This window comes from Sulfurospirillum arsenophilum NBRC 109478 (genome assembly GCF_000813345.1).
Classification (GTDB): domain Bacteria; phylum Campylobacterota; class Campylobacteria; order Campylobacterales; family Sulfurospirillaceae; genus Sulfurospirillum; species Sulfurospirillum arsenophilum.
The window spans coordinates 872,006-892,792 of record NZ_BBQF01000001.1; the positions used below are offsets into that span (position 1 = coordinate 872,006).

Genomic DNA, 20,787 nt, shown 5'->3' on the forward strand with positions numbered 1-20,787 from the left:
AATTTATGCTCCAGTGTTGGATTGATGCAAAAGTGTGATCAACTGATCACTATTTCGGTATTGAGCAGCATACATCTGCATTTGCTGGGACAGTGTACCGTTTATGCTCAAGGTTATTTTTTTGGCCACATTGATTTCAACATCGACAGACTTCACTTTACCGTCTTTGCCGATGATTTTAACTTGAACAATAATATGCTCTGTTCCTTGTGGCGGAGTGCCTGTAATTAACCCAGTTTGTGAGTCGATGCTCAACCAATTAGGTGACTTGGTACCATCAAGAGCATACAATGCAAATTTAGCCTGTCCCTCTTGATACGAAGAGTCTTTGACGATAACTTTTACAAAGCTAGGGTCCATCTTGAACGCACGCACTTCGATGACGTCGTTGTTGGTGGTTTCATGCTGACCTTCAAAGTCTAAGGTAATGCGTCCAGTATGATTGACGACCATTGTTTGGGTGTTGTCATTATGGGCTGGTTGTGGCAAGGATTCTGGTGTTTTATACGTTTCAATGGCTTTTTCTACCACGATGCTCTCTGTTTGTTCTTGTAACTGGTGCAAGGTTTTGGTCACAATCGGTTCTGTTTGAACCTGTAACTGAATTTCTGTCGGTCGTTGTGGCGAAAGTGGTACTGGATTGGTCGGTTCTACTAGCGCGTGCTTAATTGGGGTGACTGGGTTGACTGTAATGCTCACCGTATACGTATTCGTTCCTCCATTTTCATCAGAGACCGTATACGTAAAGCTGTCTGTTCCATGATAGTTCGTTGATGGCGTATAGGTATAAGTTCCATTTGCATTCACGGTGACTATTCCATGGCTAGGATCAGTCGCTTTTGCATAGGTCACATTATCCCCATCACTATCTGTTGCATTTGGTAAAGTTTGATCCTTAGCAGTGCCCTCATTGGTCACCAAGGTATCATTTCTAGCTGTCGGTGCGTGGTTGATGTCTGTAATCGTCCCTGTCGCTGCTGCTGTAGTAATTGTCAGTGTCTCACCATTCGTCATTGGTACATGTGTTGTGGTATCGATTGTCGCAACAACTGTCTCTGCTCCCTCATACGTGTTATCAACCACAGAAGTTACATTGAAGTTAGCTGTTGTCGCACCAGCAGCGATAGTAACATATGTACCATTCGCATCGCTTGAGAGACCTGATGCCGTGTAGTCTGTTGTGGAAGTTGCAGTACCACTCAAGTTTACATACACTTTAGTCTCAAATGCGGAAGGATGACTCAAACTCACTGTATAGGTCATTGTATTGCCTGAACCACCCGTGTCACCCTCTACGATACCTGCGGGACTTACTGCAATGGAAACTGCAGGTTTGTCATTGTCTAATGTATGACTTGAATCTGTCGCTGGAGTTGTTGCATTTGTAGGGTTTGCATCTGGATAATAGGTACCCGTACCATCATCATGGATTGTACCCGTTCCACTGGTAGTTATTCCACCTGTATTCGTAGCATTTAACGTAAATGTCTCTGCTCCCTCATAGGTTGTATCATTCGTGATCGCTGTGCGAACAAGCAGTGTTGTTCCCCCACTTGGAATAGTCACATAACTACTTGGTGTGTAATCTACCCACGAAGAACCATTATAATATTGTAATGAAACCGCCGTCCCAGCATTGCTTGTATCGGTTCCAAGTGTTGCATCTACATCTGATGTTGATGCTGTATTTCCTAAAGCCAGCGAAACTTGTTGTCCTGATACCCCTGTTACTGTAAACACTGCGTAGGGAGAGCCCTCATTGACGCTTATATCACTTACATGTAAGCCTCTGTCATCATCTAAACCAGTTGTGCTCGTTTCCGGATAACCACCCGTAATTATTCCGTTATACTTAGTGCCAGTTCCATCATCGACGATAGTGCTATTTTCACTAGCATAAATGCTCGTAGCGTTCGTATAAAAAGCTTTGAGAGCAAAGGTTTCTGTTCCTTCATAGGTCGTATCTTTCTCAGAGCTGATATCGACGCGAACATAGTACAAGCTTACACCGCCAACGGGTTTATGTGAGTTGTCATACGTTGTCCAGTGTGTGCCGTCAGCTGAATATTCAATCGTTGTAAAACCACTCCATGTAGCTGCTGTACCAGAAGTCGCGTTTTGTAAAGTCAGATCAATAATATCTGCGCTTGTGCTGTTGGTAGGTACAACCATAAACAAGGCATACGGTGAGTTTTCATTTACAGGAGTTGCACTATTTACAGTGATTGACATGTGATCAATATTGTTCACGGCGATCGTCAATGTAGCAGTAGATTGGTCACCATCTTTGTCTTCAATCGTGTAGACAAATGTATCGGTTTGATTGGTTGAAATAGATGCCGTAGCGTAATAAGTGTAACTACCATCATGCTTCATCGTTAGATAACCATATGTTCCATAAATGTAAGTACTACCATTAGCGCCTGTGGTTATGGCGGTTGTGGTGTCACTACCTGCTACACGAACACCGACAACGCCACCAGCCGGAGAGGTTACTTTCGCACCATCCACACCAAAAATATCCGCTGTTCCATCTGTAAGTACATTGCCTGAAACATCAGAACCTTCTGTTACTGAATTGGTATCTGCCTGTGCTGTGGGGGCGTCATCATTAATCGTGACTGTTACAGGGTTTGACGTTGCATTGCCAAATTGATCGTAAGTCGTAACATAAATAGTTCTTGTAGATGAATCACCTGAAACCTGTGGTGCCGTGGTAAGTGTGTAGGTAAATACACCTCCAGTTGTTAGTGTCCACGTACCATAAGTATCTGTTCCAGACTGTGTGCTTGTACCAAAATTTTGTCCTGTAGGAGTAGATAATGTTGCGCTGTTTGTCTCTCCTGTTCCACTTGGCGTTGACCCCGTAGATAAGTCGCTCTCTTTAACTGTTGGACCATTAAATGGTGTAGGAATATTGATAGCAAATCCATCACTATCGTAGGCTTTATTTGAATCTTGACTAAAAATAGTGAGGAAGTCAGTACCGGTAAAATTAGCAGTTGGGGTATAGCTCAGTGAAGCCAACATGGCATTGATTTGAGCTTGTGTCCCTGTGATAGTAAGATCAGCAGAAGGGGTAGAATTTCCTGAATATGTGAGAGTTCCATGATCTACATGTACTGTAACCGAGCTCAAATTCCCATCGACATCTGCGACCGAGACTAATCCTGTAAACGTAATTGGCGTATTGATACTACCGGTTACTGATGAAGGGAAACTATTGACTGGTGCATCGTTTTGGCCTGTTACGGTGACGCTCAAAGTTGCTACAGAAGTTGCACCGTTTGTATCTTTCATCTGATAGCTAAACGTTTCAGTTGCCGTTGCATTTGCGGCAAGAGCTTGAACGCTTGCAAGAGTTTCATCAATCGCATACGAATACGTTCCATCAGGATTCAGTGTCAAGGTACCGTAAGTGCCTGCAATGGTCGTAGCCGTAGAAATAGCCGTGCTTGGCGTAGCTGTCGTGCCAAACTGTGCATAAGTCACCGTTTTTGTATCACCAGAATCTACATCGATGTCATTTGTCAGTACATTCCCCGTTGCTGCACTTTGCCCAGAGTAGGCAGTAACCGTGTCCGTAAAAGTAGTAGGAGCGTCATTCGTTCCTTGAATCGTAAAGGTTACTGTAGACCAATTGACTCCACCAGCGGTATTCGTGACTTTATAGTTAAACGTTTCAGCCAATGTGCTACCAGGAAGCAAAGACTGAACGGCAGTTACATCATTTCTCACCGTGTAAGTAACTGCCCCTGTACTTGATATGGTCAAGTACCCGTAATTACCTGTAAGTTGGGAGCCTGCGTTGGTTGAACTCGTCCCGTCTATGTTTGTATAACTTGCTACGACGCCACCCGTTCCAGCAGTGTCGTTAGAGAGTACATTATACGTGATCGTTTTGGCAACGCTTGTTGTTCCTGTTACAGCTGTCGTAGAAATATTTTCACCAAGGAAGACGGCATTTTTATCACTTGTAGCCGTTGATGGAGTGTCTGAAGTTCGACCCACTCCCGATTCGTAAACAGTTACAGAATCACTCACAACGACAGGATCAGCCGTTCCTGAACCATAAACGGTGATGTAGAGTTTTGCGTTACTTTGTAAGCCGCCACTGTCTTGCATAGTGTAATTGAAAACTTCTACAGCGGATTGCCCGGAAGATAGATAATTGTTGTCCGTTGTTGGTGTATACACATAGCTACCATTTGTATTTAAGACCAATGTACCATGTGTCCCTTGAAGCGTTTGAGCTATGCCAGAGCTCCCCGTAAATCTAAATACAGTTCCATTGGAGCTTGTTATTTGGTCCGAACTAAGTTTAATGGATGTAATAACTCCATTCGTTACAACGATATCAGTAACCGTCGTTCCGATTGGAACACCACTGTCCGCTGAAACAGTCATTCCTTTGGTAATTGTGCCAACCTGTGCACTCAACCCCGTAATTGTTGTATAGCCTGTTGACGTAACAGCATTAACGGTTGCTGTTTTTCCTTGATTACTTGCAGCAGTGTAGTCAATTGCCCCATTATCAGAATATAAACGCACATTTGGATTAGTAGTCAAGTAGGTAATATAATTTGTACTAAAAGTATGTAATCCTCCAACCGTAGCGTCAGCTCGATAACTACCTGGATCTGCCGACAAGGAGAGTAGGGTTACCCCATTTGTTGTCACAGGATCTCCTGTAAGCGTAATTCTATTTGTACCAGTACTGTCGTATACTGCGTAGTAAGTGGTTCCATTATCTGGGCTGATGTATAAATCATCACCTGACTTTACAGCGGTAAATCCAGAGGCAGTATTAAACGTTAGGGTAGCTGTTCCTTTGACTACACTTATGGTTCCACCAATTGCACTACCTTCAACAAAAGCCCCTACAATCGAAAAGTCACCAGATGGTAAAGTCCCATCCGTTGTTTGCGTTTTATAAGTATTGTCTACATCCGTATCATTTGGTAAAACATTTCCTATAGCCGAGTACCCTGTTACAGCTGTAGTTGTTGTTGCCGTCGTTGTTGATTCTTTTGCAACGTTATAGTCATTGCCTGCTACTGGGGCATCGTTGCTGCCGTTGATTTTCGTTGTCAATGTTGCAGTAGCTGTCCCACCTTTGCCATCGATGACGGTATAGGTAAACTGTTCGGTCAATGGTATACTACTCGTATTTAAGGCATTTACAGTTGCGTTGGTATCATCGGGCGTGTAGACCCACGTTCCATCTGATTGTATCTTTAAGGTACCATATTTACCTACGATATCTACACCCGATGCGGTAGCTGTTGTCGATATACCTGTCGATTTACTGACAACCGTTGTTATACTGAGTGTGTCTGAGTTTGTATCTGTATCATTTACCAATACATTTCCTGTTCCGACGATAGAGGGTGTTATCACACTTGAAGTATTCGCATTGTACCCTTGCTCCAATGCAGTATTACCTGCCCCAATAGATGCGGTAGTACTCGGAGTGCCGTTTGCGACATCATCATAGGCAATGGGTGCAGCGTTAGAGACAAGCAAACTATTTATCTCGCTATCAACACGGTCTGATGATGAGCCGACATTGGCGTACGTATGAAGTGATGCATTGCCATCAATATTGGTTGCAACAGTTTTACTGGTAGATGCTATTTGACTATCAAACCAGGCTTGATCTACAACAAGTAAAAAGCCTTTGTTGTCATTTACATTGCCATCACCATCTTGATTTCCATCTGCTTGGGCTGTGGCTAAATTTGCGGCTGCTGAACCATTATTGTTAAAATCAGCATCCGTCCAAAAATAAAATCCTCTGACAATTCCTCCTGATTTAATGGGACGGCTAACCCAGCCATAGTAAGTCTCACCACCAATGTTGAGTCCTATAGCCGAGACATCATTGCCGCTAAAATTTACATTATTACTACCATCATTAATACTTGCTGCCCCTAAAGAGGTCGTATTAAAATTGTGAGAGTTTTGTTCTTTTGCCGCGGCTGTTTCACCCGTTGATCCCACAATTGAACCATCGTTATTCAAATCATACACCATTGCATAGGCATTAACAAAATTAAACGAGGCAAGCTCTACATTTAGTTTATCGCCTTCTACTGTCATTGTGAAATGGTCGTTATCTAATCCGACAGTAGGGTCTAATGCCCCCGTTGTAACTAATGTGGCAAATTTTTCACCTTCGTCACCGGTGCTATCTTTGGCTCCGTTGAGGAGGGTGTCAAAATTGTGTCCGATCTCTTCGATGACCACTTTCTCAAGATGGGCCTCATCGATACTGGATGCCCAATCACCATTAATGTAAATGACAGGTGTCCCATCAGGTCCATAGGCTGTGTAAGCGCCTTCTGCCACTCCCATGGTTTTAGCATCCAATATCTGAATGTCAACACTGTAATTTCCGCTGGTGATTTGGGCGCAAAGTGCATCTAACGTATTTTGTTGTTCTTGCGTGCTAATAGAATAAATTTGAGCTAATTGTGCATTGTTAGTATTAGAAGAGAAAAAAGTGGCAATACTCTCTTTTGCATTAGCAACAGCGCTTTCGACTTTTGCCGTAGGTGCACCGTCGGCACCGATGACTGCTGTGATGATAGAATGATCGGAATTATCAGTCGAAGCGTTGGTCGTACTGGCTTCGGCGGTCTTTTCTACCACGGCTGCACCTACGGCATCAAACATAATTCTTGGTTCAAGTTCAAGAATGAGTGGTTTTCGATTTTCCATGACAAATCCTTGTTTTTATATACCTCTTTGTTATACATATTGTAAGGCAGATGTGTTGCATCAGAGTTGCATTTAAAAAAATAATCACTATAAATCATCGCTTAATTATCTCAAGTGCTACTAAAATAAACGAATGCGGTATAAATGTTATGAGAAAAGATATTGAAGAATGGGTAGAGAGATATTCTAAAGTGTATGGGAGTAAGCGTTTTTGATGCGAAGCTAAGTGCCTCGCATCGTACTTTAACTAGCGAAGTTTGTCATTAAGAAGATTAATGAGTCCATTGGAAACTTGTGAAAAATCGAGAACTCTTCGTCCTTGATATTGTTTTGCAAATTTTTCTGCTTTCTCTTTGTTCGCAAATGCGGGTAAATCGTCTCCTGCTGGACTTGTTTTTTGGCTTCCATAGACATAAAATGCTTCGCGTGCAGGAATTTTTTCTAGTGTTTCATAATCTGTTACATTGATACGCATATCATCATTTTGTTTTACTTGGTATTCTGGCCAATGTGATGGTTCAAAATAGAATTCAAACATGGATTTTGGGCTTGAAAAATAGATGACTTCACCACTTCTTACTTGAATTGTTGCTGCCCATTCCGGTGCTTGATAAACTTTGATATTTCGTATTAGGCATGTTGCATCTTTTGAAATTTCCATTTTAGCTCCAAAGAGAGCACCTACCATCAAAGCAATAATAAGCAATTTTTTAATCATTTTTTTCTCCTAAACTAAATCTGTTTTTTTAAAGATATGAAACCCAAAGAATGCAAAGGCTAATCCTAAAAGAATAGGGTAGACAATAGAAAATAAAATAAAGAAAGAAAGACGGATATGATCCAAAATATAAAAGGCTACAGGTCCCATAACGGTTAATTCTGGATCAAAAAGGCTAATGGCGGCTACTCTAAAAATTTCCATTGGATTGATGAGTGAGATAGCGATGATGACCTCTTCACTCAAACGGTGTTGCATCATAAGACTAATTAAAGCAATGTCGATGAATGCAAGTAAAACAATCCAAATAAAAAAAGAGAGACCCAACGCAACCTCTGAAGATTTGACAATAGAAGATATTAAAAAAGATATGCCTAAAAAGGCGGCACTAAGGGAAAAAAGTAGTCCAGCATAAAGGAGAAATATATTCCAAGGGATATTGGCACCTTTGATAAGACCGATAACCAATGCGAGAATCATTGCAAAGAAAACAGGTAAAAAGACTGTTGTAAATCTTCCAATAATTTTCCCCCAATAGTATTGTGGTAAAGAAATAGGGAATGAAAGCATATATTCTAATATATGGTTGTCTCTATCACCTGAAATGGATCGGACGGTGGTGATAAGAATAAAAATAGGCAGAATAACAATCGTGACTTGGATATACATCAGCAATAATCTACTCAGTCCACTAAATCCCATCACTTGTGATTCTGTAACACCTGCAATAAAAAATAGAGCAATAAGCCCTCCAAATACGAGAGTGTAAACAACAAACCAGCGGGCTCTTACAGATTCTTTGATGTCGAGAAAAGCAATAAGCAATAAATTTTTCATCTTAGTGTCCTTGTTGTAAATGTTGTCGAATTTTAGGATCGCTCATATTCTCGCCTCTAAGCATGCGAAGGCGCATTTCATTAAAGTCGATCAATCCTTCCTTCTTGTGTTCATACGCCCCAAATCCATAATGCATAGGTGTTACATCATTGATTGAGTAAAATGCTTTAAACGCATCTATATAACGATTTGTATCGTTACTGAATATCCACAATGTTATCGTTTGTGCTTCTATTTTCTGCTCTTTCATCCATACAATAGCACAACCCATGTCATCAAAAAAATGGGTTTTAAGATCGTTGGTAATGATCTGTACAGAATCTTTTACGCCCATAAGATACATATGACACTGTGGGCATTGAATGGTGTTGTCTTTAAATTCCAAGGGAACTTTTTTGCTATTGGTGATTTCAGTGGGGAGTTGATACTTTACATGTAAAAACAAAAAGAATCCGCTCAACACAATAATAGGAAATAAAATAAGTATCCAAATTAAAACTTTATTTTTCACAACAAAGCTCCATTAGTGATTCAACAAATCATAGAATGAGTTGAGATAACGTGTCTGTAACATCATTTTCCTATTTTAATAACTCTTCGAGACACTTCTTCAAAATCAATTATTTCTTGACCTTCTTTAATGTCTTCGCTCTTCACATGTGCTCCAAAACCATATGCCATCGGAGTGATGTTCGCAACATCGTAAAATGCTTTTCGTGCATCTATCCATTCCCCCGTTTTAGCATCGTTAACCCATATAACAGCGTGTTCTTTCCATGCAATACTGTTTTCTTGAAACCATAAAATAACACAGCCAATATCATCAAAAACATAGTTTTTTCCATTATCAGGGTTGATGACTTGTGCTGAGAATTTACGATCACTCAGAACCATCTTGCATCGTTCGCACATATCACGATCCCAGTGAATTTTTTTGGGACTCAAATCAATCTTACTGTCACACCCGCAAACCAAAATCGTCATTAAAAGAAGAAAAAATGTCTTAAAGAGTTTCATCGCTCAATACCTTTCCTAAGTCCATATAGATTTGTCGATTAACGAGTTCTTTCATCTCATCAAGTCGGTGCGTGACAAACAGTGCAATTTTAGAACGTGTTTCATTTTTTAAGAGGCGATGAAAGTTGTCTCGTGCTTTGGGATCAAGATTGGCGGTTGGTTCGTCATAAATAATAATATCGCTTTGACGTGCCAAACTGATCGCTATTAGCATTTTTTGCTTCATCCCACCACTGAGTTTAAAAAATGATTTGTTTAAATTAGGCTCTATATCAAGTTCCATCTCTTTAGCAAAATGGATGATGGCATCTCTTTCCATTTTTGTGCTTTTACAGGCATAACTTATCAACTCTTCTAAATTTAATTTGATGGGTGGAGGAAGTTGGGGAACAAAACTAATGTTTTGTAATACGTTAATCCTCTCTTTAATCGGATCAAGCCCGTTAACCAATACGGTGCCACTATTCGGATGATAATAGCCAAGTATTAGCCTGATTAAAGTGGTTTTTCCAGCACCATTAGGTCCCATAAGAGCGATACAATCATCTTTCTTGAATGTCAAGGTTAGATCATCTAACGAGAGCGCATTGCCAAATTTTTTGCTGATATTTCGAATTTCTATCATAGAAGACTCTTTAATCTAAAAGTATAATTCAATGCATCAGAATGACATACATCAATACAACGTCCGCATAATGTACAATCGCCACTGGTCACAATTTCTTTTTTAATGCCAAGTTCTTTATGTTGCTTATCGTACTGTGGTTTTGTTAGTTCCAAAATGTGATTTTCAAAGCAAACATCATGACACACCATACAATGATCGCAGTTATCATTCCACTCTATCCTTGAAGCACTCACAACCCCAACAAAGCCGTATGTTGTTCCAATAGGACAGATGTATTTACACCATGCACGTCTTGCAAAAAAAACTTCAATTAAAAAAACGGTTACGACCCAAGCCAGAGCAGCACTCCATCCATAGGTTATAAAACGACTTAAAATACCAACAACATTAAAGAGTTCAAAAACTAAGTAACTGCTTGTAAAGGCAAGGATTAAGAAAATCCCCCAGAAAATATACTTTATACGATGATCAAAGTTTCTTTCTTTAATAATGTTTTTTTGAACCAAAATACTATGCAGTTTCTCACCAATTTCACTGAGTAAACCATAAGGGCATACCCATGCGCAATAGGTTCTTCCTCCAATGAGCAAATAGACGATTAAAATACTGACCGTTCCAATAATCATATTAATCGGCATATGATACGTTGCTAAAAAAACTTCTAATGTTGTAAAAACATCAATAAGATGAAATCCTAACAATCGCGATCCGTTGAGTGTTCCTTCAAGTATTTGTATATCAACTTTAAAGGATAAAAAGAACAAAAGATGAATACTGATAATAACAAGCCACCTGATAGCTCGAATACTTAATCTCTTTTTTCCATCTCTTGTTTCATCCAAAAATGTAGAAAAAAACGATGTTTTTGCAATCGTTTTTCGTTCATCGTATTTACTACTCACATAATATCCTTTGGTTATTTTGCTGCTTCAGCTCTTGCTTTAAATTCACCAATTTCCGTGGAAAGTTCTTTAAAATCATCGTCGTTGAGATTTGAAATGGCACTTTTCATGATTGGATTGTCTCTTTTTCCACTTTTAAATTCAAGTAACTTAGCGTGAAGTTGTTCGGCACTTTGTCCAAACAGAGGAAGACCAACGGCACCTTCTCCTGTAACACCATGACACGATGCACATTTGCGTTTGTAGTTATCGCTTACTTTGAATGTTGAAGCATTGCCCGCTTTATCTTTAATAGCTTTAATTTTTTCAGCTTCAATGTCTCTATCACTTTTTTCTGTAGGTGCTTGAGTATTTTGTTGCGATACTGTATTTTGCGTCTTTGACACATTTTCGATAATTTTAGCTGCATTTCCACCTTGAAATGCAGTACCTTGAGTGATTGTATAAACCATAGCTCCAAGAATCACAAAGGTGATTATTCCCACGATAATGTTTTTCATTTTTGTCTCTCTTTTAATTTTTTAACTTCTTGATTAAACGTATAAATTTCATCCGCTAACGCTTTGATCTCTTTATCATCCATCTGTTCAATAAGTTCTTTCATTAAAACGTTCTTTTTCTCTCCGGTTTTATACTGAGAGATGGTTTTAAAAATATAAGCACTGTCTTTACTCAAAAGGGATGGACCAATGATGCCATTGGCATAATGATTATGGCATGCAGAACATTTAACAATAAAATTTTTACTGAGTTGATTTACAAGCAGGCTAACTTCGACATGTTCATAAGGGCTTCTTGCTTTAAGCACTGCACCCAGCGGTGTGTAGTTGCTTTCTTCTTCTTTTTGTGCATGCGCTTTTGTCTCTTGATGATAGTCGTAATAAAAGTTTTTACTCTCATTGCTGTCGTCTTTTTTGACTTGAACTTTTTCCTCTTTAAAATTATCATTTTCAACCACTTCAATTTTGCCAGCTTGTTGTGATACATTTTTTTCAATTACCTGAACATTTTTTTCTTCTTTTTTGTCAGAGCAAGCATTGAACGCTAGTACAATAAATAAACAAAGAATGGAATATTTTTTCATATTTGATCCTTCTTGTAGAATGTTTCGTAAGTTTCTCGTGGTTTAATAACAATGGAAGGAGATGAGGCTGGGCAAAGCTCCTCACATACACCGCATCCAACACAATTGTGGTTGATTTGTGGTTTTTTAATACCATCTTCCGTGACAATCATCTCAATAGCGCTCGCTGGATTAGGAAATGGACACATGTCTGCACAAATCGTGCAGCTTTTTCCTTCATACGTTGAGAGTTTTTTTAGGACATCTTCTTCGAGGCTTCGTGTATGAGGATGAGCATAAATTCGTTCTATCTGATTTTTAGGCACGATGGTTCTCGTCATCGCTAAACAGGTCTCTGGAAATGCAAAAACGGCTATCCCCATTTTGACATCTTCAGGTTTTTCGGCATGGTGATCCAGTGCTCCTGTTGGACAGGCTAAAACACAAGGAAGTGCACCACAAAGATAACATCCTCGCTCCCTTGCTTCAATATAAGGAGTCCCCATACCATAACCTTTTGCAAAGTCTGCTAACTTTATAGAGTGGTATGGGCACACTTGTAAGCATTGTCCACATTTAATACAAAGCGAGAGAAATCGATCTTCATCCACAGCTCCAGGAGGACGTAGATGTGTCTCTTTTGCTTTAAGATAAGGGGCACCAACGACACCTGCTCCTAGTACTAAACCTAAAATACCAAGCGTAGAATAGTGGATAAATTCTCTTCTTTCTTGTTTTACATGTAATGCCATCTTCTCTCCAATTAATTTGTAAACTTAGGTGTTTTGTCTTCTAATAAGAAAATTGGTTCTGAAAATGGAGCCAACTTCGACAAAAAGTTTAATAAAGTCATAACAGGTGAACCGTAAAAAAATTTTACAGAGGGGTTGTACATCCATAACTTATCAGCATACTGATAAACGCGATAAGGGTTATCCCCATACCCATCCATATTTGTATCAAAACCTTCATAATTGTCCCAATAATTTCGTGTAAATTCATTTTTAAAATTATCGCTACTGCGTGAATCGTTGACAACATCTTCAATGTTGCCTTTGATAATGTTGTTTTCAAAGATGCCATTTTCACACAGAGAGTGAAAATGCAACGCTTCTGAGTTGAATAGGAATTTATTATTCCGAATCCAAAGATGTGAATCTGGCTCAAAAGGAGAGCGATCAATGTACATTCCTTGGGCACTATAGACAATGGTGTTGTCTTCAATGGTAAAATTGGATGCATCTTTGAGCCCAATACCAATGCCTGTAGCTCCTTGAGAATTTTTAATGATGTTTCCCGTTGCAATCGTGTCATTGGAGTACATAAAAAAGATACCCACGGAGTTGTACTGATAGACATTATTATGCACATAATTTTTACCTGCATACATAAAATGAAGGGAATATCTTCCATATTCAGCTAAATTTTCTTCAATAGTATTGCCATGTGAATACCAAACCACCATATCACGGGAGCGATAGAGATGGTTTTTTTGAATCATATTGTCATTGCTATACCACAGTCTAATGCCATCGCCTCGAAGTCCAAGTTCATAATTTTTTGACGTGATATAATTGTTCTTGATGAGTGAGTGATTGACTATTTCCATATTGATACCCAAAAGGGAATTCAAGATTTTGCATTGACTCACTTCATTTTGAACCAGTGCCCCCGTTGTTGTATCACCCGTCATATTAATTGCAGCATCCAGTACATCAGATCTTTCGCCGCTGTTTTGAATTGTTAAATTTTTAAGGGTGACATAAGAGCTTTTAATGGTTACAACGCTTCCAACGCCTAATCCATCAAGGATGACACCCTCTTCAACACCGATAATGCTAATAGGCTTTGTAATGACGACATTACCTTCATAAACACCCGCTTTGAGCTTTATGATCGAGCCTTCTTTCGCATTGTCGATGGCATCTTGTATGGAGCTTCGGCGTGTTTCTTTAATGGGTCCTGTATAAGTTACGACTTCTTCCCTCGTTTCGTATATAAAATCACTCTTTGCGTAGAGTGCTGACAATGTTAAAAGAGTGAGAAAAAGAAGTTGTTTCATAATGATTATCTTACACCGCTCTCTTTGGTTGCTTTGCTTCTTGACAAAAGGGCAAGTAGCGAAAATATACCAATAAGAACTAAGCAATAAAATCCAATGGATGGATAAGAATGCGTTGTAAATTGTGCAACTTTACCGTCACCAAAAACAGTGGGCATAAAAGGTTTGATTTTAAAAGCACCCCAGTCATGGAGGTTATGTCCAAACCAATAGAGCCAATAAGAATAATCCGCTATAAACAGCAATGGTAAAGAGGTTGGAATGAGCATAAAATAGCTCATTACTTTATGGTTGTAAGCAATAAAAGAAACCATAATCAAACTTACAAACAACAAGGCGTAAATACCAATTTCACGCTCCAGTATACCGCCTCTCCACATTGGATCCATACCGATGTAGTGGTTAATCGTATTCATCTCATGTACTTCTCCACTAAATCCATCAAAGTGAAAAAAGACAGGTATACCTTCTGGAAATGCCTCTTTGGGATAGTTTGGAGCTTCAAGCGAACACGACCAAATGGGTAATGAAGCTACACCGATTTCTGAAGAGCTAGAAATCATTTTTTCTAAATTATTATGAGCATCTTTGGGGGTAGTGGTACTTTTATATCTACCTTGATTGTATATTCCCCAAACCATCTTTTGAAAAGACGAAATCTCCTCTTTTTTACCTGCGTCAATTTTATTCAGTACACCATGAAAACTAATCATTGGGAAGGTAAATGACAGTGTCATGATTAGCAATGCAATGCCTGCAAATATTTTTGATTTTATTAAACTTTGATTCATCTTTTCTCCTTAATATCCTTAGCTAAAAACTAACGTTAAATTTTTAGATAAAAATAGTGTATCTCGAATTTTTCTTTTTAACCATGACACATGTCAACCCACAAAGACCGAGTCTTTGTGGGCTAATGCTCTTAAAATAAATTGGCGTTGCTGTCAACCCATTTAAGGTATTCGATTATATTTTTAACTTCTTCATCTTTCATGTTTTGGTCCGGCATTCTTAAATTAAAGTAATCAATCATCGCTTTAACATAAGGGTCATCAAACTTCTCTTTAGGGTTTTTGATAAAATCAGCTACCCATTTTGTACCGTTTTCATGACGTCCCAATACACCTGTAAGATCAGGTCCAGAACTTACTTTTCCAATAACGTGACAGCCAGAACATCCACCTTCATTAAAGGCAGTTTCGCCTTTGGCAGCTTCAGGAGATTGTTTGGTTGCAACAAACTTAACCAGTAAGTCTTTCGCTCTAATTCCAACATCCGCTGTTTTAACCATGTATTGCCAGATCATATTTTCAAATAAGACAGCTTTCTCAAAATCGCCTTCTTTGATGGCAGCATCTGAGAGTTTTTTCTGCTCAGGGATTTTGCCGTATTGGTCAAGCGCGTCGGTTACAAGGTTTTTAACAACATCGTGTTTCTCGTAATGATTTTCTTTGAGGAATTTCACAACACTTTGAATAACATCATCTGTTGCTTTATTGACCGCAACCGTTTTGTCGTATTCAGCTTTGAGTTGCTCTTTACTCATCGTTGCCATTTTGAGTTTTTGTGCACTTTCATACTTTTTATTAGGGTCTTTAACCATTAAATAACCCATCATTTCCAGGTGAAGTGCAGAACAGAATTCTGTACAGTAGTATGGGAATACACCTTCCATATCCGCTTTAAACTTAACCGTCGCAACTTTACCAGGCTCTACGGATGCATGAACATTGTAGTTGTCCACTGTAAAACCATGTGTTTCATCTTCTGCGCGTTCAAGGTTTGTCATATAGATGGTAACATTGTCGCCTTTGTTAACCGTAATTCGCTCTGGATTGATGTGAGAACGTACAAGCGTTGCATAGACTTTGACATCATTGCCTTTACGTTCGATTCTTTCTTGTCCAGCAAGCGTTTTACCTTCACTGATTTGTTCCGTTCGAGAGTTTGTTCCCATCTCATAACGTACTTTTGGATTAAGTTTGCTAACACGAATAGCAACAGCATCGTGAGGCTCACCAAGAGGGATTGGCATATCGACAAGAAGATCCATTTTATTGCCGCTAATATCAATCAATTGGTGATTTTGTGGATGTAGAGGTCCTACATTATTAAATCGATCAATCGATAATTTATTCAGTGCAATAATATACTCACCTTGTGGATCAGCCGTATTACTCTCCATACCCGCTAAGTGACCAATGTTGTAGTGGACATTAACGCGATCAAGTACTTTGAGATTTTTAAAGTTCCACTTAACAACTTGAGAGTCCACATATAATGAGGTATAGACTTCGCCATCAACATTAGAATATTGATTATGCAATGGTCCAAGGCCTAATTCAAGCTGACCGTGTAAGGCTTTTTTCATATCCAGAATAGGAATTCCATAAGGATCTTTACCTGCATAATCTTTATTTTTGATCAATGCCTGAATCTTTGAGAAACTATACACAGAAGCATGTGTATCAAGCTTTCCACAAACGATGATATATTCACCCGTAGGGTCAACATCGACACCATGCGGTGATTTTGGCTCTGGAATAAGGAAAAGTGCATCGTTTTTGACAGCAATATCCATAGGAACGACTCTATGTCCATTGATTACTTTGACATTTTTGGGATCTTTTGCAAGTTCCGCCAATTTTTGCCAATTGTACACATGAAGGTAGTCAGTATCGTTTCTACTCATACCCGCTTCATTTGGTGGCATACCTACTTCAATTCCACCAGTGTACATTTCTGAGTTAAATGAGTTTGTAAATCCCCAACCGTGGCTTACTCTTTTACCCGCATCACTTAAGTCTTGCATATACGGAGGAAGTTCGATGGTATAAGAATCTTTCTCTTGAACTCTACCTTTTTTAGGGTCGAATTTCCACATGGTTACACCACCACGATAACTCTCTTTATAGTCTTCAATCGGGTGATAGTTATTGTCAAATGGAGCGGCATATTGTGCTGCTTCAATAATCCATTCAGAATCTTGAGTGAAGAATGAACCACCATGCTCAGATTTAAAGACGGGGTTAACAACAATTTGTTTTGTCTCAAAATCGCTCAAATCAATAACGGCCAATCTTGGATTTGCTTTATCGTTGATAATCAACCATTTTCCATCGACCTTAGCATCTGTTTCAGAAAGAGCTGGATGGTGTGTATCACCCCATGTAATGTCTTTACCTCGAATTTTGCCTTGGTCAAGAACTTTTTTGCTCTCTTCATCAAAACCATATCCTTGCCATGGTTCTGGGGTAAATACAGCAATGTATTTGAGTAACCTCATAGAAGGAACACCATATACCAATACCTGTCCAGATTGCCCACCTGAACTAAAGATGAGGTATTTATCATGTACGCCCGTTGGATTATAAGTCTTTGCAGCGCGGATAACATCCGCTTCGCTGAGACCTCTTGCTTTCATCACTTTATCTAAAGTACCATCTCCGCCAGCAGCAATAGATGCTGTTGCCAATAAAGTACTAGAGAGCACAAGCGATGAAAGGAGTTTGAAACCTCTTTCCATATTTCCTCCTTTAAAAACATAAGATTATGCTAAATAACTGTTCTAAAGTGCGACATGGCCAGTATCGTCTTTATTCTTTTTATTTAACATTAATTTAACACTTTAAGTTGACTATGGAATTCTATAACAGAGTCAGTTTCTTTTGAGTCGCTAGAATTTTATATGTAAAAAATGTGTAATAAAAGAAGGCTTTTTTTACATATTATCGCAGCATGAAGGGAGTAATATACTGAATTGTGCACCATTATTGATATTTTTAGCGGTTATTATTCCATGAAATTGATTTTCTATAATTAATTTTGACATATAAAGTCCAATACCAGTGGAGAGTTTATTCTTATTACTGTGAAAAGGCTTGAATATATCACTAATTAAAGGCGTTTGAATACCTCCTGCATTATCTGCTATTTTTAAAACAACAAATTTGTCGGAGTTTTCAAGCGTAATATGGATAAAGGGATTTTTGATTTCAGAAATTTTAATAATGTCAATCGTGTTTTGGATAATGGACAAAATAACTTGTGATAAGCTATTTGAATTACCAAAAATATTCATTTTTGAGTCAATTTTTTGAATGAGTTCGATTTGATAAAGTTTTAAAGATGATTCGAGCAGTACAAGCGTTTGTTTGATTGAGATGATTGGATTGAAAACGGTGTTATCAACATGCTTATAAAAGTTTTCAAAATTGGTGATGGTTTCTGACATAAATTGAATAATTTCCTCATTTTTAGCCGTTTCCTCCATAAGTTCTGGGTCTGTGAGCTTTTTTCGAATGTACATGCAGTTAAAATTAAGTTGAGCAAGTGGTTGTCTCCATTGATGCGCAATAATGGCAATCATCTCTCCCAGGGCTGCAAATTTAGCTTGTTGTATCATAATCTTATCTTTGAGAATTTCTTTGGAAATATCCTGCATGCTGATGATGAGCATATTCTTTGCTTCTCCACTAATACCAAACGAAATTCGAATAGGAAATACGTGGCCTTTTTTATTGATGGCTTTGATTTCTCGTACTTCTTCTTTATTCTCTATCTCTAGAATTTTTTTAAAATTCAAAATGCCTTCTTGTTCTACGGGAAGAGACTCTTTTGAGATGATTGTTTGAAAGAAAGGCTCTCCGATAATTTCTTCTTTTGTATAGCCAAATATCTTTTCTGCCATATGATTGAATGTTTGGATTTTAAGCGTTGAATCAAGCGTTACAATAGCATTGGTATTGGATTCAATAATGGTATTGGCATAATCATGCTGTTTAATCAGTTCTTTTGTCACTTCTGTAATTTTTTTTGTGGCTGGTCTAAAAATAAAGATTGCTTCAAAAAAAAGCGTTACAAGCGTAAAAATGAAAATGAAAAATTCAACGTTTTTTAGTTTTATCGTATTGGATTCGGTCGTTGCAACATAGATTGAAGTGGCTAGATCTAAATTATCTAAAAGTTTTTGAGAGTTTTGTAATATATACGTTAGGCTTCTTCCATCACGATTCTCTTCAAAGCGTTTTGCATGAAACAAATACGTTCTAACATTTTTATCTAAGAAAAAAGGCTCCTCAAAGTAAATTTTTTTCAATTCATTTGACATCGGAAAAGAAATTAACAGATTATGAGAATCTTCCATAAGCGCAATGTTCGTTCGTAAATTTTCCGTTTTATAATAGATAGCATACAGGGCAATTTGTTGAGAAAGCATTCCTTGTTTACTGCTGATATTAATTATTTTTCCATCATTGGATTGGCTACTAATGAGATGATTGAGGTTATAATAAGCTAAAATTGAAAGTAGTGCTATGATCGAAAGTGCAATAATATATCGTTTCGTAAAGTTAATAGTCTCAATCATTTTAAATTCCTTTATGAAACTAATATTACACTACACTATGAGAATTATAGCTTTCTTTTAGAGAAAAAAGTGTTACAATTTCTCGAGGCAAGATTCAACATGGAGGGTATTTTTGTTAGATAAATATGAATTTGTTTTAAAAAATAGTTCGTTATTGCTTGCTGAAGATGAAAAAAATCTTAGAGATAGTTTTGCAAAAGTTTTGTTACTGTATGTTGATAAAGTTTATACAGCCTCCGATGGAGAAGAGGCATTAGCGCTTTACAATGAGCATCATCCAGACATCATTATTACAGATGTTAAAATGCCTAAATTAAATGGACTTGAGGTCATTAAACACATTCGAAAAGACAATCACGATATTCCTATTATTGTTACAAGTGCTTATACTGATAAAGATTTTTTATTAGAATCCATCAAACTTTCATTAGTGGATTACATTGTAAAACCGATTAAAGAAGGAGATCTGACAAGACTTTTAGAAAGCAGTGCAAGCATTTTGCTTGAAAAATCAAAAACTATCGTCAAAATTAATCCTACGTGTTTTTATGACTATACCAATAAAACTTTCTTGCAAGATACTATTTCGATTACCTTAACGCAAAAAGAGATTGAATTTATTGAACTATTGTTGGCGCATAAAGGCAATTTAGTGACAAGGCAAATCCTCGAAGACAAGCTTTATATTTATGAAGAAGCTCCTCCTTCCGCTCTTAAAAATCTCGTTTTTAAATTACGCAAAAAAATAACAAATGATGTCATTAAAACGATTGGTAACCTAGGGTACGCAATTAAAGATTAACGTGTTTATTTTTATCAAGCGACTGAAAAGAAACTCATGCTATTATAAAATGTCACTCTATTATTAGAAATACATTAAAATATTAATGAATGGAGGGACTTAAGAATGAAGAAGATAACGTGTATGCTTATATCGGTGGCTGCTGTATCTCTTATGGCGGCTGATGGGGAAGCAATCTACAAAAGTAAATGCTTTTCATGTCACGGAGAGAAGGCTTCAAAATCTGCATTGAACAAATCACAAATCATTGCTGGTTGGGATGCATCTAAAACCATAGCTTCTGTTAATGGCTATAAAAATGGTGAAGGTGGCGCTATGAAAGGTGTTATGAAACCAATTGCAGTCGCATTAAGCGATGATGATTTAAAAGCAGTTGCTAGCACCATAGCTTCTTATAAATAATCAAATTGTGGTGATAAATTCACCACAATTTGACCGCGTTTTTTAGTACCTAGTATTCATAAATTCTCACTATTTTAAACAACACGAAAGGAAAAAGAATGGCTGTTGAGACAAGCAGAAGAGACTTTATAGGCATGGCATTCGGCGGTTTTGCAGCGGCAGGTGGTGTAATAGCCCTTGGCGCTATGAAAAAGACTTGGGACCCACTTCCAAGTGTACAATCTGCTGGATTCATCACCGTTGATCTCTCTCCTATGAAAGAAGG

The 20,787-nt window shown here is 38.1% G+C and carries 17 protein-coding genes; 3 read left to right on the forward strand and 14 right to left on the reverse strand.

Features of this window, described 5'->3' with window-relative positions; genetic code table 11:
• Positions 1-3 precede the first annotated feature (3 nt).
• The 14 genes from SAR02S_RS04310 to SAR02S_RS04375 all read right to left on the reverse strand — a co-directional run bounded on the left by SAR02S_RS04310 (position 4) and on the right by SAR02S_RS04375 (position 19,318).
• Positions 4-6,723, reverse strand: a complete 6,720-nt coding sequence (locus tag SAR02S_RS04310; protein ID WP_041957167.1) for a beta strand repeat-containing protein — start codon at positions 6,721-6,723, stop codon at positions 4-6.
• A 247-nt stretch (positions 6,724-6,970) separates the two neighbouring features.
• Positions 6,971-7,441, reverse strand: a complete 471-nt coding sequence (locus tag SAR02S_RS04315; RefSeq protein WP_041957169.1) for a nitrous oxide reductase accessory protein NosL — start codon at positions 7,439-7,441, stop codon at positions 6,971-6,973.
• Between the two features lie 9 nt (positions 7,442-7,450).
• Positions 7,451-8,278 carry an ABC transporter permease gene (locus tag SAR02S_RS04320; RefSeq protein ID WP_041957171.1) on the reverse strand — a complete coding sequence of 276 codons (828 nt, stop codon included), beginning with the start codon at positions 8,276-8,278 and terminating at the stop codon, positions 7,451-7,453.
• A 1-nt stretch (position 8,279) separates the two neighbouring features.
• Positions 8,280-8,789 (reverse strand): hypothetical protein, encoded by a 510-nt coding sequence (locus SAR02S_RS04325; protein ID WP_041957173.1) that lies wholly within the window; start codon positions 8,787-8,789, stop codon positions 8,280-8,282.
• A 62-nt stretch (positions 8,790-8,851) separates the two neighbouring features.
• Positions 8,852-9,295 carry a nitrous oxide reductase accessory protein NosL gene (locus SAR02S_RS04330; RefSeq protein ID WP_052433524.1) on the reverse strand — a complete coding sequence of 148 codons (444 nt, stop codon included), beginning with the start codon at positions 9,293-9,295 and terminating at the stop codon, positions 8,852-8,854.
• Positions 9,282-9,920, reverse strand: a complete 639-nt coding sequence (locus SAR02S_RS04335; RefSeq protein WP_041957175.1) for an ABC transporter ATP-binding protein — start codon at positions 9,918-9,920, stop codon at positions 9,282-9,284. The genes SAR02S_RS04330 and SAR02S_RS04335 overlap by 14 nt, the downstream gene beginning before the upstream one ends.
• Positions 9,917-10,825 carry a NapH/MauN family ferredoxin-type protein gene (locus SAR02S_RS04340; RefSeq protein ID WP_041957177.1) on the reverse strand — a complete coding sequence of 303 codons (909 nt, stop codon included), beginning with the start codon at positions 10,823-10,825 and terminating at the stop codon, positions 9,917-9,919. Before SAR02S_RS04340 ends, SAR02S_RS04335 begins: the two co-directional genes overlap by 4 nt.
• A gap of 14 nt (positions 10,826-10,839) precedes the next feature.
• Positions 10,840-11,325, reverse strand: coding sequence for a c-type cytochrome (locus SAR02S_RS04345; protein WP_041957179.1), 486 nt, complete (start codon positions 11,323-11,325; stop codon positions 10,840-10,842).
• Positions 11,322-11,909 carry a c-type cytochrome gene (locus tag SAR02S_RS04350; RefSeq protein WP_041957181.1) on the reverse strand — a complete coding sequence of 196 codons (588 nt, stop codon included), beginning with the start codon at positions 11,907-11,909 and terminating at the stop codon, positions 11,322-11,324. Before SAR02S_RS04350 ends, SAR02S_RS04345 begins: the two co-directional genes overlap by 4 nt.
• Entirely contained in the window at positions 11,906-12,640 is a 735-nt protein-coding gene (locus tag SAR02S_RS04355; protein WP_041957182.1) for a 4Fe-4S dicluster domain-containing protein, read from the reverse strand. Before SAR02S_RS04355 ends, SAR02S_RS04350 begins: the two co-directional genes overlap by 4 nt.
• An 11-nt stretch (positions 12,641-12,651) precedes the next feature.
• Entirely contained in the window at positions 12,652-13,950 is a 1,299-nt protein-coding gene (locus tag SAR02S_RS04360; protein WP_084218443.1) for a nitrous oxide reductase family maturation protein NosD, read from the reverse strand.
• A 5-nt stretch (positions 13,951-13,955) separates the two neighbouring features.
• Positions 13,956-14,741, reverse strand: coding sequence for a hypothetical protein (locus SAR02S_RS04365; protein ID WP_041957184.1), 786 nt, complete (start codon positions 14,739-14,741; stop codon positions 13,956-13,958).
• Between the two features lie 131 nt (positions 14,742-14,872).
• Positions 14,873-17,476: a Sec-dependent nitrous-oxide reductase gene (gene nosZ / locus SAR02S_RS04370; protein ID WP_041957186.1), complete on the reverse strand. Its 2,604-nt coding sequence runs from the start codon at positions 17,474-17,476 to the stop codon at positions 14,873-14,875.
• Between the two features lie 195 nt (positions 17,477-17,671).
• Entirely contained in the window at positions 17,672-19,318 is a 1,647-nt protein-coding gene (locus tag SAR02S_RS04375) for a PAS domain S-box protein (RefSeq protein ID WP_041957188.1), read from the reverse strand.
• Positions 19,319-19,430: 112 nt separating this feature from the next.
• Between SAR02S_RS04375 and SAR02S_RS04380 the strand changes: the two genes are divergently transcribed.
• The 3 genes from SAR02S_RS04380 to SAR02S_RS04390 all read left to right on the forward strand — a co-directional run.
• Positions 19,431-20,120 carry a response regulator transcription factor gene (locus SAR02S_RS04380; protein WP_041957190.1) on the forward strand — a complete coding sequence of 230 codons (690 nt, stop codon included), beginning with the start codon at positions 19,431-19,433 and terminating at the stop codon, positions 20,118-20,120.
• Between the two features lie 123 nt (positions 20,121-20,243).
• A complete protein-coding gene (locus SAR02S_RS04385) occupies positions 20,244-20,522 on the forward strand; it encodes a c-type cytochrome (protein WP_232293984.1) in 279 nt (92 codons plus the stop codon).
• Positions 20,523-20,620: 98 nt separating this feature from the next.
• On the forward strand, positions 20,621-20,787 hold a 167-nt coding region (locus SAR02S_RS04390), incomplete at its 3' end, for a twin-arginine translocation signal domain-containing protein (RefSeq protein ID WP_041957192.1).

Bases quoted from the DNA above. Each gene is read 5' to 3' on its own strand.
- nosZ (WP_041957186.1), bottom strand. From the start codon at position 17,476: ATGGAAAGAGGTTTCAAACTCCTTTCATCGCTTGTGCTCTCTAGTACT.
- SAR02S_RS04335 (WP_041957175.1), bottom strand. From the start codon at position 9,920: ATGATAGAAATTCGAAATATCAGCAAAAAATTTGGCAATGCGCTCTCG.
- SAR02S_RS04310 (WP_041957167.1), bottom strand. From the start codon at position 6,723: ATGGAAAATCGAAAACCACTCATTCTTGAACTTGAACCAAGAATTATG.
- SAR02S_RS04320 (WP_041957171.1), bottom strand. From the start codon at position 8,278: ATGAAAAATTTATTGCTTATTGCTTTTCTCGACATCAAAGAATCTGTA.
- SAR02S_RS04345 (WP_041957179.1), bottom strand. From the start codon at position 11,325: ATGAAAAACATTATCGTGGGAATAATCACCTTTGTGATTCTTGGAGCT.
- SAR02S_RS04355 (WP_041957182.1), bottom strand. From the start codon at position 12,640: ATGGCATTACATGTAAAACAAGAAAGAAGAGAATTTATCCACTATTCT.
- SAR02S_RS04315 (WP_041957169.1), bottom strand. From the start codon at position 7,441: ATGATTAAAAAATTGCTTATTATTGCTTTGATGGTAGGTGCTCTCTTT.
- SAR02S_RS04350 (WP_041957181.1), bottom strand. From the start codon at position 11,909: ATGAAAAAATATTCCATTCTTTGTTTATTTATTGTACTAGCGTTCAAT.
- SAR02S_RS04360 (WP_084218443.1), bottom strand. From the start codon at position 13,950: ATGAAACAACTTCTTTTTCTCACTCTTTTAACATTGTCAGCACTCTAC.
- SAR02S_RS04330 (WP_052433524.1), bottom strand. From the start codon at position 9,295: ATGAAACTCTTTAAGACATTTTTTCTTCTTTTAATGACGATTTTGGTT.
- SAR02S_RS04385 (WP_232293984.1), top strand. From the start codon at position 20,244: ATGCTTATATCGGTGGCTGCTGTATCTCTTATGGCGGCTGATGGGGAA.
- SAR02S_RS04365 (WP_041957184.1), bottom strand. From the start codon at position 14,741: ATGAATCAAAGTTTAATAAAATCAAAAATATTTGCAGGCATTGCATTG.
- SAR02S_RS04375 (WP_041957188.1), bottom strand. From the start codon at position 19,318: ATGATTGAGACTATTAACTTTACGAAACGATATATTATTGCACTTTCG.